This window comes from Flavobacterium sp. YJ01 (genome assembly GCF_029320955.1).
Taxonomy (GTDB): domain Bacteria; phylum Bacteroidota; class Bacteroidia; order Flavobacteriales; family Flavobacteriaceae; genus Flavobacterium.
Map to the genome: position 1 here is coordinate 570330 of NZ_CP119757.1, position 14407 is coordinate 584736.

At 33.4% G+C, this 14407-nt stretch carries 13 protein-coding genes; 4 read left to right on the forward strand and 9 right to left on the reverse strand.

The window, feature by feature from the left end; genetic code table 11:
- Positions 1-123 precede the first annotated feature (123 nt).
- Positions 124-702 carry a pentapeptide repeat-containing protein gene (locus P0R33_RS02570; protein ID WP_276174079.1) on the forward strand — a complete coding sequence of 193 codons (579 nt, stop codon included), beginning with the start codon at positions 124-126 and terminating at the stop codon, positions 700-702.
- 31 nt (positions 703-733) lie between these two features.
- Here P0R33_RS02570 and P0R33_RS02575 read toward each other — a convergent pair whose 3' ends face one another.
- The 5 genes from P0R33_RS02575 to glyA all read right to left on the reverse strand — a co-directional run bounded on the left by P0R33_RS02575 (position 734) and on the right by glyA (position 5251).
- Positions 734-1393 (reverse strand): hypothetical protein, encoded by a 660-nt coding sequence (locus P0R33_RS02575; RefSeq protein ID WP_276174080.1) that lies wholly within the window; start codon positions 1391-1393, stop codon positions 734-736.
- A 28-nt stretch (positions 1394-1421) separates the two neighbouring features.
- On the reverse strand, positions 1422-1919 hold the full coding sequence (locus tag P0R33_RS02580) for a GNAT family N-acetyltransferase (protein WP_276174081.1): 498 nt from the start codon (positions 1917-1919) through the stop codon (positions 1422-1424).
- A 2-nt stretch (positions 1920-1921) separates the two neighbouring features.
- Positions 1922-2962, reverse strand: coding sequence for a GMP reductase (locus P0R33_RS02585; protein ID WP_276174082.1), 1041 nt, complete (start codon positions 2960-2962; stop codon positions 1922-1924).
- A gap of 295 nt (positions 2963-3257) precedes the next feature.
- Positions 3258-3851: a tRNA-(ms[2]io[6]A)-hydroxylase gene (locus P0R33_RS02590; RefSeq protein ID WP_026729503.1), complete on the reverse strand. Its 594-nt coding sequence runs from the start codon at positions 3849-3851 to the stop codon at positions 3258-3260.
- Between the two features lie 125 nt (positions 3852-3976).
- Positions 3977-5251, reverse strand: a complete 1275-nt coding sequence (gene glyA / locus P0R33_RS02595; protein WP_276174083.1) for a serine hydroxymethyltransferase — start codon at positions 5249-5251, stop codon at positions 3977-3979.
- Between the two features lie 109 nt (positions 5252-5360).
- Between glyA and fahA the strand changes: the two genes are divergently transcribed.
- Positions 5361-6644, forward strand: a complete 1284-nt coding sequence (fahA, locus tag P0R33_RS02600; protein ID WP_276174084.1) for a fumarylacetoacetase — start codon at positions 5361-5363, stop codon at positions 6642-6644.
- Positions 6645-7118: 474 nt separating this feature from the next.
- Here the strand turns inward: fahA and P0R33_RS02605 are convergent, their stop codons facing one another.
- Complete coding sequence (locus tag P0R33_RS02605) at positions 7119-8159, reverse strand: agmatine deiminase family protein (RefSeq protein ID WP_276174085.1); 1041 nt, start codon at positions 8157-8159, stop codon at positions 7119-7121.
- Positions 8160-8346: 187 nt separating this feature from the next.
- On the opposite strand from P0R33_RS02605, the gene P0R33_RS02610 reads away from it, so the two are divergent.
- Positions 8347-9858 (forward strand): choice-of-anchor I family protein, encoded by a 1512-nt coding sequence (locus tag P0R33_RS02610; protein ID WP_276174086.1) that lies wholly within the window; start codon positions 8347-8349, stop codon positions 9856-9858.
- 203 nt (positions 9859-10061) lie between these two features.
- Positions 10062-11321, forward strand: coding sequence for an OmpA family protein (locus tag P0R33_RS02615; protein ID WP_276174087.1), 1260 nt, complete (start codon positions 10062-10064; stop codon positions 11319-11321).
- A 287-nt stretch (positions 11322-11608) separates the two neighbouring features.
- On the opposite strand, the gene P0R33_RS02620 is transcribed toward P0R33_RS02615, so the two are convergent.
- The 3 genes from P0R33_RS02620 to P0R33_RS02630 form a co-directional block, all read right to left on the reverse strand.
- Entirely contained in the window at positions 11609-12499 is an 891-nt protein-coding gene (locus P0R33_RS02620; protein ID WP_229351629.1) for a carbon-nitrogen hydrolase, read from the reverse strand.
- A gap of 176 nt (positions 12500-12675) precedes the next feature.
- A complete protein-coding gene (locus P0R33_RS02625) occupies positions 12676-13089 on the reverse strand; it encodes a hypothetical protein (protein ID WP_276174088.1) in 414 nt (137 codons plus the stop codon).
- A gap of 342 nt (positions 13090-13431) precedes the next feature.
- On the reverse strand, positions 13432-14316 hold the full coding sequence (locus P0R33_RS02630; protein ID WP_276174089.1) for a DUF808 domain-containing protein: 885 nt from the start codon (positions 14314-14316) through the stop codon (positions 13432-13434).
- Positions 14317-14407: the final 91 nt, after the last annotated feature.

The window sequence follows — 14407 nt, forward strand, 5'->3', positions numbered from 1 at the left end:
AGTGTAAAGCTACATTATTTTATCAATTAAAAATGCGAATGAAATCAAAATCATTTATAATTTGTTCCGATTTTTCTATAGTAAATTAGTAACTTTTCACCCTCAAATAATTACCCGAAAGAGTTGAAAAAAGAAAGCGAATATTTTCTTGATAGAGAATACAATACGATTATTTACGCAAAAGATGACTTAAATTTTAAGGACTTCGAATGTTGCGTTTTTAATAATTGTAACTTTTCTGCCTGTACTTTTCTGGCTGTTACTTTTATCGACTGTGTTTTTAATGATTGCATTTTTACTGAAGCAAAAATTAATTATGTAGCTTTTAGAACTGCAACTTTTAATCGATGCGAAATTAAAGAAGTAAATTTCGCCATGTGCGACAAACTTATTTTTGAAATTGGTTTTAATGACTGTATTCTCGATTTCTCGAAGTTTTACACTTTAAAACTAAAAGGAACAATTTTTACCAATTGCAGTTTAATTGCTGTTGATTTTATGGCAACAGATTTAACCAGTGTAGTTTTTGATAATTGCGATTTATACCGTTCCGAATTCAACAAAGCCATCGCCAACAAAGCCGATTTTAAAACAAGTTACAATTATACTATTGATCCAACTAAAACGAAACTGAAGAAAGCTATTTTTTCTTTGAATGAAGTGAAAGGATTATTGTTTATGCATGATATACTTGTGAGTTGATTGAATAAAAATCAATGCAAGCAACTGACTTTTATGTGTTTTGTATAAAACAACAAACGGTTTTTGCTTCTGGTTCTATAAAAACATACAAGCTTCCATCATCCCAAAAGTTCATTTTTGAAAACAAATTTTGTTCATAATCATTGTCGGCAACTACATTTGTATATTTTGTTGGCACATCATTCCAACTTGTCAATTGGCAAACAAACTTCATTTTATTATTTGTTTTAGGACACTTTGGAATATTCTGTTTTTGGTCCCAATGAGGTTTTCCTGCAATTCCTTTAATATCAAACTCATTATCTTCTGTTACGCCATCAAATTCAATTAAAGAAAAATTTTGAGCCTCATAAATTACTCTTGAATTGATATCTAAAGTTGTATAAGCACTTCCTATTTCTGATGTGTTTTTCGGATAAATTAATTTTGGCTCATTTGGTTTTTCATAATCCAGAAATATTAAATCAATATCTAAATATATTGGACATATTAAATTTAATTTAAAGGGAAGCCAATTGAAAACTTCATCATCATTATTTATATAACCTAAATATTGAAAATTTGATTTAAATTCATTCTCTGGTATTATAAACTCGTCTGGTATTTCACCTCCTAGTTGATGTTTTCCGTTTTCATTAAACTCAAATTCGTATTTTTTTGTCTTATTTAAAAAATTTTTAATAAAATCCATTTGCTAATGATTTTCGTTTTCAATTTAATTACAACCCTTTTCCCATCACATAATCCTCCATTAAATACCCATTTCCAATTTCTATATCAACCGTTTCTTTGATCTCGAAACCTAATTTTTTATAGAAGTTTAAAGCGGTATTAAAGCGGTTTACGTTCAATAAAAGTTCTTTTGAATTATTCTCTAAAGCTAGTTTTTCAATAGAATTAAAAACTACTTTACCATAACCTTTTCCTTGTGTTTCTGGCAAAAGGTAGATTTTATGAATTTTAGTTATAGCTTCATTTTTATAATGATGTTCAATTCCGATAAAACCAATAACGGATGCAGAATCTGAAATTAAATAAAATAACTGTTCTTTATTCTGAATTTGTTTTGAAAGCGCTTCATCAGAATAAATTAAATTCAACATATAATCTAATTGTTCTGAAGTCAAAATTTCGCCATAAGTTATTGGCCAAGTTATATGCGCGATTTCTTGAATTTTAGCAATATCTTCAAGAAATGCTTCGGTAATTTTAATCATATTTATTTTGTAAAAACTTGATTTTCCTGTTCGCTTACGCGGATGAAAGTCGTTCTTTTAGTCAATTCTTTTAATTTTGATGCACCAACATAAGTACAAGTACTTCTAATCCCGCCCAATATATCTAAAACAGTCTCAATCACATTTCCTTTAAACGGAACTTGAACTGTTTTCCCTTCACTCGCTCTATATTCAGCAACGCCTCCAGAATGTTTGTCCATTGCAGTTTTAGAACTCATTCCGTAAAATTGTTTGAATTTTTCGCCATTTACTTCGATCAATTCTCCACCGCTTTCTGTATGTCCAGCAAGCATTCCGCCCAACATAACAAAATCGGCTCCTGCACCAAAAGCTTTTGCTACATCACCTGGAGTTTTGCATCCGCCATCACTTATAATATGTCCTCCCAAACCATGAGCAGCATCACTACATTCTATAATTGCAGAAAGTTGCGGATAACCTACACCAGTTTTAACTCGAGTAGTACAGACAGAACCTGGTCCAATTCCGACTTTTACTATATCTGCTCCAGCCAACAAAAGTTCTTCAGTCATTTCTCCTGTCACCACATTTCCTGCAATAATAATCTTATCTGGATATTGTTTACGGGTTTTCTTCAAAAACTGAACAAAATGCTCTGAATATCCATTTGCAACATCAATGCAAATAAATTTAAGAAAAGGATTTGCCGTAATTATTTGTCCGATTTTGTCAAAATCTTCCTTTCCAGTTCCCGTACTTACAGCAATATGATCATAAAAATCTGGAGTTACATTTTTCAAGAAATTATTCCATTCTTCTAAAGTGTAGTGTTTATGAATGGCCGTAAAAAGTTTTTCTTTTGCCAAAACCTGAGCCATTTCAAAAGTTCCAACCGTATCCATATTTGCTGCCATAATCGGAATTCCTGACCAATCTGCCGAACTATGCAAATACTTGAAATTTCGTTCTAAAGAAACCTCAGATCGGCTTTTAAGCGTTGATCTTTTAGGTCTAAACATTACATCTTTAAAGCCTAGCTTTAAATCCATTTCTATTCTCATATTTCAAGATTTTGGTTACTTTCAAATATAAGAATTTTAGATTGCTGATTTCAGATTTTAGATTAACAAAAACCCGAACTTTTGAACAATTATGATATTGATTCACTTTCGCGGAAGCGGTGATTAAATATTATTTTGAAGCTGATATATACTTTGCGCGGGCTTCGACTTCGCTCAGCCTGACAAAAGCATAATCAAATTTCACAGAGATTCGTAAAGCTTTCACAAAGACTCACAAAGTAAAAAATGAAAACTGCCACTGAGACTGAATACTAAAAAAACTGAACACTAAAAACTATCCGTGAATCGTCTCTCCTTTTCCGTAATTGGTAATAATTGATTCTTCGAATGCCAACCATTCTCTCCAACGTTTTTCAACGTCAATTCCAACGCCGTATTTACGTGCGTAAGTTATGAAAGTGGTGTAGTGACCAGCTTCGCTTTCCATTAATTCTCTATAAAAAACAGCTAATTCTTCGTCTTGAATATTTTCAGACAAGACTTTAAAACGTTCGCAACTTCTAGCTTCAATCATTGCAGAAAAAAGCAATCTTTCTACAAGTCCAGAAACACGGCTTCCGTCTCCGCTTCTTTTCATGTATTGATACAATTCGTTTACGTAATCATCTTTACGTTCACGACCTAATTTCAATCCTCTTTTGATGATAATATTATGCACTTGTTCAAAATGATCTACTTCTTCTTTTACTAAAGCCAGTAAATCCTGAACCAAATCCTGATGCTCTGGATTGTTTGTTATAATCGTAATTGCGTTTGTTGCGGCTTTTTGCTCGCACCAAGCGTGATCTGTCAAGATTTCTTCGATGTTTTTCTCAACAATATTTACCCATCTTGGGTCTGTTGGCAATTGTAATCTTAATACGCCCATTTTTTTAAGTCTTAAAGTTTGAAAGTCCAAAGTCCAAAGTCGAAAATAAAAAGTCTTAAAAGCAAAAATCGAAAGCCAAAAAATAGACTTTTGACTTTCGACTTTAAAAACTTTTCGACTAATTTTTAATACGCAAAAATCGGTCTTTCGCTCATTAATTCGTTTACTTCTTCGGCAACTTCTTCGATAACGTCTTCATCTGTATGATTAGATAAAACTTTATCAATTAAAGCTACGATAGTTTCCATATCTTTTTCAACTAAACCACGAGTTGTGATTGCAGCTGTTCCAACACGAATTCCAGATGTGATAAATGGAGATTTATCGTCAAAAGGAACCATGTTTTTGTTTACTGTAATTTCAGCTTTTACTAATGCGTTTTCAGCTTCTTTACCAGAAATATTTTTATTTCTTAAGTCGATAAGCATCATGTGGTTATCTGTTCCGCCAGAGATAATGTTGTAACCTCTTTTTACGAAAGCATCAGCCATAGCGTTTGCATTTTTTTGTAATTGCATTGCGTAAGTAAAGAATTCATCTTTTAATGCTTCACCAAAAGCAACCGCTTTAGCAGCGATAATGTGCATTAAAGGTCCACCTTGGTTTCCAGGGAAAACAGCTAAATCTAATAGAGAAGACATCATTCTTATTTCTCCTTTTGGAGTTGTTAATCCTTGTGGATTTGGGAAATCTTTCCCCATTAAGATTAAACCTCCACGAGGTCCTCTTAATGTTTTGTGAGTTGTTGTAGAAACAATATGACAATGTGGAATCGGATCGCTTAATAATCCTTTTGCAATTAAACCTGCTGGGTGAGAAATATCAGCAAATAAGATTGCACCTACGCTGTCAGCAATTTGTCTGAAACGAGCAAAATCCATATCGCGAGAATAAGCCGAAGCTCCTGCGATAATTAATTTTGGCTGTTCTTTAGTTGCAATTTCTTGAATTTTATCATAATCTAAACGACCAGTCTCAGCGTCAACACCGTAAAAAACAGGACGGTATAAACGACCTGAAAAGTTTACAGGAGAACCGTGAGTTAAGTGACCTCCGTGAGATAAATCAAAACCTAAAATAGTATCACCAGGATTTAAACAAGCATGGTAAACAGCAGTATTTGCCTGAGAACCAGAATGTGGCTGTACGTTTGCGTATTCAGCACCAAATAATTCTTTAGCTCTGTCAATAGCAATTTGCTCGATAACGTCAACTACTTCGCAACCGCCGTAGTATCTTTTGCCAGGATAGCCCTCAGCATATTTGTTAGTTAAAACAGAACCAGCTGCTTCCATTACTTCATCACTTACAAAATTCTCTGAAGCGATAAGCTCAAGTCCGTGAATTTGTCTTTCTTTTTCCTCTTGGATAAGATCAAAAATTTGTTCGTCGCGTTGCATTTCTATGTTTTTCGTTAATTTCACGCAAAAATACAAAAAAACGTTTGTCAAACTGCTAGATTATGATATATTTGACATACAATTTTTCAACAAATAATTAACATTAAACATGCCTATAACCGCCAACGATACCAGTAGAAAATCATGGTTAGAAGTGCCAGAAAATAGCGACTTCCCTATTCAGAATATTCCTTTTGGCGTGTTTCTTACCAAAGAAAATGTCGTTACCGTAGGAACTCGAATTGGCGATTATGCTATAGATTTAGGGGCTTTACAACAATTAAACTATTTTGAAGGAATAGATTTAACCGATGATATGTTTATGCAGGATACGCTAAATGATTTTATTTCTGACGGAAAAAAAACATGGCGTCTGGTTCGAAATCGTATCGCTGATATCTTTGACGAAACCAATCCACAGCTAAGAGATTCAACAAAACACCGAGATATTGTTATATTTAAAATCGACGATGTAGAGATGCAATTGCCTGTTTTAATTGGCGATTACACCGATTTTTATTCGAGCAGAGAACATGCCACAAACGTAGGTAAAATGTTCCGTGATCCAGAAAATGCATTATTGCCAAACTGGCTTCACATTCCGGTTGGATATCATGGTAGAAGTTCTACAATTGTACCTTCTGGAATTCCAGTTCACAGACCAATGGGACAAACTTTGCCTGCTGGACATGAAACACCTGTTTTTGGTGCTTCGCGATTAGTTGATTTTGAATTGGAAACTGCTTTTATTACTACTGATGTAAATGTAATGGGCGAAAACATTTCAACTTACGAAGCTGAAGATTACATTTTCGGAATGGTTTTACTAAATGATTGGAGCGCCCGCGATATGCAGAAATGGGAATATGTGCCTCTAGGACCATTTTTAGCAAAAAACTTTGCGACTTCAATTTCTCCGTGGATTGTTACGATGGATGCTTTGGAACCTTTTAGAACAAAAGGTCCTAAACAAGATCCTTCTCCTCTTCCTTATTTACAGACAAAAGGAAAAAAAGCTTTTGACATTCATTTAGAAGTTTCATTAAAACCTGAAGATCAGGAAGAAACTGTAATTTCAAAATCCAATTTCAAATACATGTACTGGTCAATGGCTCAGCAATTGACACACCATACATCAAATGGATGCCGAGTAAATTCTGGTGATATGATGGGTTCTGGAACAATTTCTGGACCAACTCCGGATAGTTTTGGTTCTATGTTGGAATTAACTTGGGGAGGAAAAAATCCGTTAAAATTAAGCGACGGAAGCGAGCGTAAATTTATTGAAGATAATGACACTGTTATTATTAGAGGTTTCTGCGAAAATGCTGAAGTTAGAATTGGTTTTGGTGAAGTTTCTAGCCAATTATTACCTCCTTTTACAAGACAATGAAGAGCAGATTTAGAATCTGAAAAAATATAGAAATAGAAAAACCTTGGTTATAGCCAAGGTTTTTTTATGCTTTTTTGCCAAAGATTAAAAAGATTAAAATGATTTTTTTTGAATGTCTTTAATCTCGCAAAGTTGCGAAGGCGCAAAGTTTCTCCCATTTTTGTCATTTCGACGAAAGGAGAAATCTCCACGAGAAGCTCGACAAAGATTAGTTTATTGTTGCGGAGTTACTTGCGGAGATTTCTCCTTTCGTCGAAATGACAAATAGTACGCTTTATTTATACTTATACTTTGCGGGGCTTCGACTTCGCTCAGCCTGACAAAAGCATAAAAACTTTGCGCCTTCGCAACTTTGCGAGATTAAATCTTTACAATACTTTGACGAAAATCTTTGCGTGGGCTTCGACTTCGCTCAGCCTGACAAAAGCACAAAAACTTTGCAACTTTGTACCTTTGTCTCTTTGCTCCTATTTATTAAGCCGGAATCTGTTGGCTCAAACAATGCAAAGTTCCGAATCCCCAAATGAAATCAATACAGCTGATTCCGATTACTTCTCTGTCAGGGAAACATTCTGACAATATATTTAAAGCTACACGATCGTTACTATCATTAAATGTCGGCACTAAAACGCAATTATTCAAAATCAAGAAATTAGCATAACTTGCTGGCAATCTTAAATCTTCAAAATCAACTCGTTTTGGCATTGGAAGCGCAACAATAACAGGAGATTTTCCGTTCTCTAATTTTGCATTTTGAAGACGTTTCAAATTATCCTGCAATGGCTTATAGTTTGAATCGTTTTTATCTGTTTCTACAATTGTTACAATTGTATCTTCATTTACAAATCGGCATAAATCGTCGATGTGTCCGTGAGTATCATCACCTTCTATTCCATCGCCCAACCAAATTACGTTGGTTACGCCAAGATATTCTTTAAAAACTGCTTCGTAATCTTCTTTTGTAAAACCTTCGTTACGAACCTGAATTGTTGGGTGCATCAAACATTCTTCAGAAGTTAACAAAGTTCCTTTTCCGTTTACGTCGATTGCGCCACCTTCTACAATTACTGGTTTTCCTTTATATACAACTTGCGTTAAAGGAACATCAATAAAATCAGCAACTTTACCTGGAACAAATTTATCTAACTGATAGTTTTTATATTTCGCCCAACCATTAAAATTAAAGTTTAAAGCTTCTCTTTTCGAACCATTTTTCACAATAATCGGTCCTGAGTCACGCATCCAGCTTCTATTGGTTTTATGAATGATATATGAAACGTTTTTCACGTTAACACGTGCTCTTTCTAGCATATCAGCAACTTTTTCTTTTAGCTTTTCATCTGCTACAACCAAAAAAACAGTTTCAAAAGTGGCTACCTTTTTAATAAATTCTATAAAAGCCCATTGAACAGCTTCATATTTTCCTGGCCAATCGTTACCATTATGCGGAAAACACAAAACAATTCCTTGTTGTTTTTCCCATTCTGCTGGAAACCTTCTATTATTTGTTGACATAAATACGTTCTAATTTAGAAAGTGCAAAGATAAGCATTCGTTAGGATTATAAAACATTTGATTGAAATTCATGTGTTATTTCACAAAAAATATCCTGCAAAATTTAAGTTAAAGATTATATAATACATTCTTAATATTTAACAGAAACCACAGAATTACTTTTGCACTCGAAACTAAAAACTAACACATGAAAAAATTATCGATCTCATTACTAGCTGCCCTTTTGATTTTGGCAAGCTGTAATAATGATGACAACAGCAACGAACAAGAAGTAGTTGTAAACGAAAACCCAGCAACTTTTAAAGAAATTGGATCTATTACAATTGGCGGAGAAGCGGCTGCAGAAATCTCTGCATATTGCGAAAAAACAAAAAGATTATTTACAGTAAACAACAGCGGTGTTAACCAAATTGATGTTATTGATATTACAGATCCAACAAAACCAGCAAAAATTGGAAAAATCGAATTAGCTTCTTACGAGGGTGCTGCAAATAGTGTTTCTGTTTTTGACGGAAAACTTGCTGTTGCTTTAGAATCTACTGCAAACAAACAAGCAAATGGAAAAGTTGTTATTTTCAACACTTCAGATTACAGCTTAATCAAACAAGTAACCGTTGGAGCTTTACCAGATATGGTTACTTTTTCTCCAGACGGAAAATATATTATGACGGCTAACGAAGGCGAGCCAAATACAGATTATTCGCAAGATCCAAACGGAACTATTTCTATTATTGAAACGAGCACTTATACTGTAACAACTTTAGATTTCAGTTCATTTGCAAGTCAAGCTACTGCTTTATCAAAAGACGGATTCAGAATTTCTAAATTCGCTAAGAGTTTCGCTCAGGATATTGAACCAGAATATATTACAATTTCTGATGATTCAAAAACTGCTTGGGTTACTTTACAAGAAAACAATGGTGTTGCAAAAGTTGATTTGACTTCTAAAACCATTACTGCTATTTATCCTTTAGGTTTAAAAGATTACAATACGGCAGAAAACGCTATTGATGTGAGCGATCTTGATGATAAAATTGCTTTCAATCCTTGGAAAGTAAAAGGATTATTCATGCCAGACGCAATCAGTCATTTTTCTGCTAACAATGTTCCTTATTTTGTTACTGCAAACGAAGGTGATGCAAGAGAATATAACGCTTACACAGATATTAAGAGAATGAAAAGCGTAAAACTTGATGCTACGGCTTTCCCTGATGCTAATTTAAAATTAGATGCTAATTTAGGAAGATTGAACCTTGTTACCGATATGGGCGATACCGACGGAGACGGAGATATAGATGAATTAGTAAGTTTTGGAGCAAGATCTTTTTCTATCTGGAACGGAAATACTGGAAAAATTGTTTACGACAGTAAAAATGATCTTGATAAAAAAGCTCATGAACTAGGACTTTATGATGACAAAAGAAGCGATGATAAAGGTTCTGAGCCAGAAGCTGTATATGTAGCAAAAATGGGAAATCAAAACATTTTATTTGTTGGTTTGGAAAGATCTGATGCTTTTTTAACTTATGATGTAACAAATCCAACTTCTCCTCAATTTTTACAAATTGTAAAAACTGGTGACGCTCCAGAAGGATTATTATTTATTCCAGCTTCAAAAAGCCCTACTAAAAGAAGTTTATTGGTTGTAAGCAGTGAAGGTGATGGAACAGTAAAAATTTACCAGCCAGATTTAAAATAATCATAAAATTATCCGAATTTTTAAAAGAGCAAAATATAAATTTTGCTCTTTTTTTTGCTTTTTATTGACACTTAATTAACTAATTTTCATAATTGTAAGCCAAAACATGGAAATTATGTAATTGAATATACAACACGTACTTGAAACGTGTAGCCTAATTTTGCTCATGAGTTTAAAATAAAAACAATTTAATTTTTGATATCATGAAAAAGAAATTAGTATCAGCCTCTTTATTATTACTATCCTTTGCCGCAGGTGCACAAAATATGGCTACCACATCTACAAAACCAAATGTAGATCAAGAATATAACAAATGGTCTATTGAGCTAAATGGTGGTGTTAACAAACCAACTAGAGCAATGACACCAGGCTACACAACAGAATCAGCAAACTTTTTCCATGGAGATTTAGGTGTTAGATATATGTTTAATCCAAAATTTGGTTTGAAATTAGATGTTGGTTACGATCAATTTAAAGAGAAAAAGAATACTCCGGATTTTGAAAGCCGTTACGTAAGAGCGAGTTTACAAGGAGTTGTAAACGTTGGACGTGCTTTAAACTTTGAAACATGGACAAACACATTTGGTCTTTTAGCCCATGGTGGTTTTGGAGTTGCTCAAATTAGTACAGAAACTGGTTTTGGAGGTCAAGATTACATGGCTCACGGAATTGCTGGTTTAACAGGACAAATTAGATTAAGCAACAGAGTAGCATTAACAGGAGATCTTACCGGAATTGTTAACGGAAGACAAAACTGGAACTTTGACGGAATGGGTAATACAACTACTGGTTCTTTTGATGGAGTTTTATTGAATGCTTCTGTTGGTTTAACTTTCTACTTAGGAAAACAAACAAAACATGCTGACTGGGTTGGTGAAGAAGACAGAATTGGTGAATTGGAAAAAAGAGTAGACTTAATCGAAACTGGTCTTATCGATTCAGACAAAGATGGAGTTGCTGATTTATACGATTTAGAACCAAATAGTATTGCTGGCGTTGCAGTAAATACAAAAGGACAATCTATTGATACTAACCAAAATGGTGTTCCAGATGAGTTAGAAAGCTATTTAGATAAAACTTACGAAAAGAAAGGCGCTGGAACAAATACAAACAACACTGTTGAAGAATTAATTAACGGAGGTTATGTAAATGTTTATTTCGACTTTAATTCGTCTAAACCAACAAATGCTTCTTTATCTGGTGTTGATTTCTTAGTGAAATATTTAAAAAACAATCCAGGAAAATCTGCTGACATTATTGGTTACGCTGACGAAATCGGAAATACAAATTACAACACTGAATTATCTAGAAAAAGAGCTGAAGCTGTGAAAAAAGTAGCTGTAAATGCTGGAATTGATGCTTCAAGATTGAATGTTATTGCGAACGGAGAAGATACTTCTGTGAACAAAAATTCTAAAGAAGCACGTCAAATCGTGAGAAGAGTTACTTTCCAAGTAAAATAATCTTAGTCTATATATATATTAAAAGGTGGTTTCGATATTTGAAACCACCTTTTTGCTATAAAAAATACTCATAGAGCTTCGGAGAAGCGAAATGGTTATAGAACTTCAATAATACAAATGGGAAAAGCTCTAGCGGAGCGACATATTATATTCTAAAATGTGTCGCTCCGCTGGAGCTTTATATCGTAAACATTTATTTTTTCTATAAATATTTCGCTTCTCCGAAGCTTACAAAAAAAAGGACAAAATATACATTTTGTCCTTTTTTACATTTGAGATAAATCTAATTATTTATCGATTGCTCTTTTTACGATATCACCAAAAGCATCAATTCTTCTGTCTCTGAAGAATGGCCAGTTTTGACGAACATTTTCCTGTAAATCTAAATCAACCTCAGCAATTAAGATTTCTTCTTTATCGTGTGAAGCTTGCGCTAAAATCTCACCTTGTGGTCCAGCAATGAAAGAAGCTCCCCAGAATTGAATTCCCTCTGTTCCTTCAATATATTTTTCTAATCCAATTCGGTTTGCGGCTGCAACGAAAACGCCATTTGCAACAGCATGACCTTTCATTACATTCATCCAAGCGCCGTACTGATTTTCTCCGTATTGCTCTTTTTCTTTCGGATGCCATCCAATTGCTGTTGGGTAGAATAAAACTTCAGCACCTTTTAAAGCCGTAATACGAGCTGCTTCTGGATACCATTGATCCCAGCAGATTAACGTTCCTACTGTTCCTTTTTTAGTTTCGATTGCTTGAAAACCTAAATCTCCTGGAGTGAAATAGAATTTTTCATAGAAATGCGGATCGTCTGGAATGTGCATTTTACGATATAAACCAGCTTCTGTACCATCTGTATCGATGATGTAAGCACTGTTATGATAGATTCCTGCCATTCTTTTTTCGAAGAAAGGAACAATAATTACTACTCCTAATTCTTTTGCCAATTCGCTGAAAGCAACAAAAGAAGTACTGTATAATGGTTCTGCTAATGCAAAATTATCTACATCTTCACTTTGGCAGAAATAATGACTACTATATAACTCAGGAAGTAAGATTACCTCTGCTCCTTGACTTGCAGCATCTCTTACCCAGCTGATACATTTTTTAAGATTATTTTCAGCGACATCATTCAGATTTAACTGAATTACTGATATTTTATATTTTCTTTTCGGCATGACATAAAATTTAGAGTGCAAAAATAATACTTTTTAAAGGAATGGCAAAGTCTATAACTTTTATATAACATGGAAGAAAACGACAATTTAAATCAGAAAGCCATTTCACATCCGTTTAAAATAAAACTTCTGCAAAATGGCTTATCAACCTAAAAAAATATCAACTAAACTAGTTGTTATTCGATTACTACTTTCTGAGTTACGAATTCAGTTTCTGATTTTTTGAATTTAATTTCGAAAGTTCCTTTTGTAGTTGCTTTGAATTTGTAAACCGTCTTTTTTGGTTCTGGAACTTGCTGCGTGCAAACTCCTTCTTTTGGATATTTCGCCATTACTTGCAAACCTTTTACTTCTCCAATTGTTACTTCTGAGATTTTATCAAATTCTCCACAAGCATTATCAACAACATAAGTTACATCGTAGCTTAATTCTTCATTTACTTTTCCTGTCGCTGGTCCTTTAATTTCGGTTGCCAAAGCTGCTTTTGATGTTGTAGCTGGCGTTGTTTCATCGTCATCGTTATTGCATGAAACAAATGCAATTGATAAAAATAATACTACCAAAACTGATTTTAATCTAAAACTTTTCATATAAAATAATAATTAATTGTTAATTACTATGAAGATGTGAGAAGATTGCTTTGGTTGCTTTAGTAAAATGTTAAAAATTTTCATTAAAACATTAAACATTTGTAAATCAAATGCTTATTTATTAAAAAAAGATTAAAGGAATACGGTTATTTCTTATAAAAATGAATATTTCTTGATTAGCCCCGATAGAAACGACATCCTTTTTATCCGCTTTTTTGCGGATGAAAAGATATAGTGGATAGCGGGACCAAATGTTCTTTTGAAAACGATTCGTTCTGCTCCAAAAACAAAAAAAAACACCAGCGTTAACTGATGTTTTTTAAAATATATTTTGATTTTTTATTAAGCTGTTTTCTTTTTGAAAATCTTTTTGAAGAGATTTACAAAAAGTAAAACAATAAATCCGAGAACTAAACCAATTGTAAATTCTTTAATAATAGCAGGAATTTTAATTTCTTCTGATAAATGATGAAAATACGGAATATAATGTACAAAGATTCCTCCTGCAACTAAAAGTAATGCAATTGTACCAATAACAGTTAAACCTTTTATTACTAACGGAAGCGCTTTTACTAATAAATTTCCAATAAATCTTGAAAGACTCTTTTCGCTTTTACTATGTTTTATAAGCTTAAAACCTGCTTCATCCATCCTAACGATAAGTGCCACAATTCCGTAAACTCCGATTGTTGCCACAAGCGCGATTATCGAAGTTACAATTATCTTCTGTATTAGTGGTTCTTCCATTACAGTACCTAATGCGATAATTACGATTTCGACTGATAAAATGAAATCGGTTACAATTGCCGATTTTACTTTATCTTTTTCGATTAATAAAATCTGTTCTTCAGTCAAAACTTCATCGGTAATTCCTTCAGATTCTTCGTGATTGTGAGGAAAAATAAATTCGTAAATTTTTTCGGCTCCTTCGTATGCTAAAAAAAGTCCTCCTAAAACTAAAATTATTATAATAGCTATCGGAAAAAATGCACTTAATAAAAATGCTATTGGAAGAATAATAATTTTATTCAACAAAGAACCTTTGCTGATTGCCCATAAAACGGGAAGTTCTCTTGAAGAAGCAAATCCTGAAGCTTTTTCGGCATTTACAGCCAAATCATCGCCTAGAATTCCAGCTGTTTTTTTTGCAGCAACTTTACTCATTACTGCAACATCATCCATAATTGCTGCGATATCATCTAACAGAGCGAAAAAACCTGAACCCATTTTTTAAATTTATTTTTAGTGTTGCGAATCTAGACATTTTGAATTAATCTTCCCAATAATATTGCATCAAAATTTATCTTTTTATTCGTAA

Bases quoted from the DNA above. Each gene is read 5' to 3' on its own strand.
- glyA (WP_276174083.1), bottom strand. From the start codon at position 5,251: ATGCAACGCGACGAACAAATTTTTGATCTTATCCAAGAGGAAAAAGAA.
- P0R33_RS02630 (WP_276174089.1), bottom strand. From the start codon at position 14,316: ATGGGTTCAGGTTTTTTCGCTCTGTTAGATGATATCGCAGCAATTATG.
- P0R33_RS02585 (WP_276174082.1), bottom strand. From the start codon at position 2,962: ATGAGAATAGAAATGGATTTAAAGCTAGGCTTTAAAGATGTAATGTTT.
- P0R33_RS02590 (WP_026729503.1), bottom strand. From the start codon at position 3,851: ATGGGCGTATTAAGATTACAATTGCCAACAGACCCAAGATGGGTAAAT.
- P0R33_RS02625 (WP_276174088.1), bottom strand. From the start codon at position 13,089: ATGAAAAGTTTTAGATTAAAATCAGTTTTGGTAGTATTATTTTTATCA.
- P0R33_RS02610 (WP_276174086.1), top strand. From the start codon at position 8,347: ATGAAAAAATTATCGATCTCATTACTAGCTGCCCTTTTGATTTTGGCA.
- fahA (WP_276174084.1), top strand. From the start codon at position 5,361: ATGCCTATAACCGCCAACGATACCAGTAGAAAATCATGGTTAGAAGTG.
- P0R33_RS02615 (WP_276174087.1), top strand. From the start codon at position 10,062: ATGAAAAAGAAATTAGTATCAGCCTCTTTATTATTACTATCCTTTGCC.
- P0R33_RS02580 (WP_276174081.1), bottom strand. From the start codon at position 1,919: ATGATTAAAATTACCGAAGCATTTCTTGAAGATATTGCTAAAATTCAA.
- P0R33_RS02575 (WP_276174080.1), bottom strand. From the start codon at position 1,393: ATGGATTTTATTAAAAATTTTTTAAATAAGACAAAAAAATACGAATTT.
- P0R33_RS02605 (WP_276174085.1), bottom strand. From the start codon at position 8,159: ATGTCAACAAATAATAGAAGGTTTCCAGCAGAATGGGAAAAACAACAA.
- P0R33_RS02620 (WP_229351629.1), bottom strand. From the start codon at position 12,499: ATGCCGAAAAGAAAATATAAAATATCAGTAATTCAGTTAAATCTGAAT.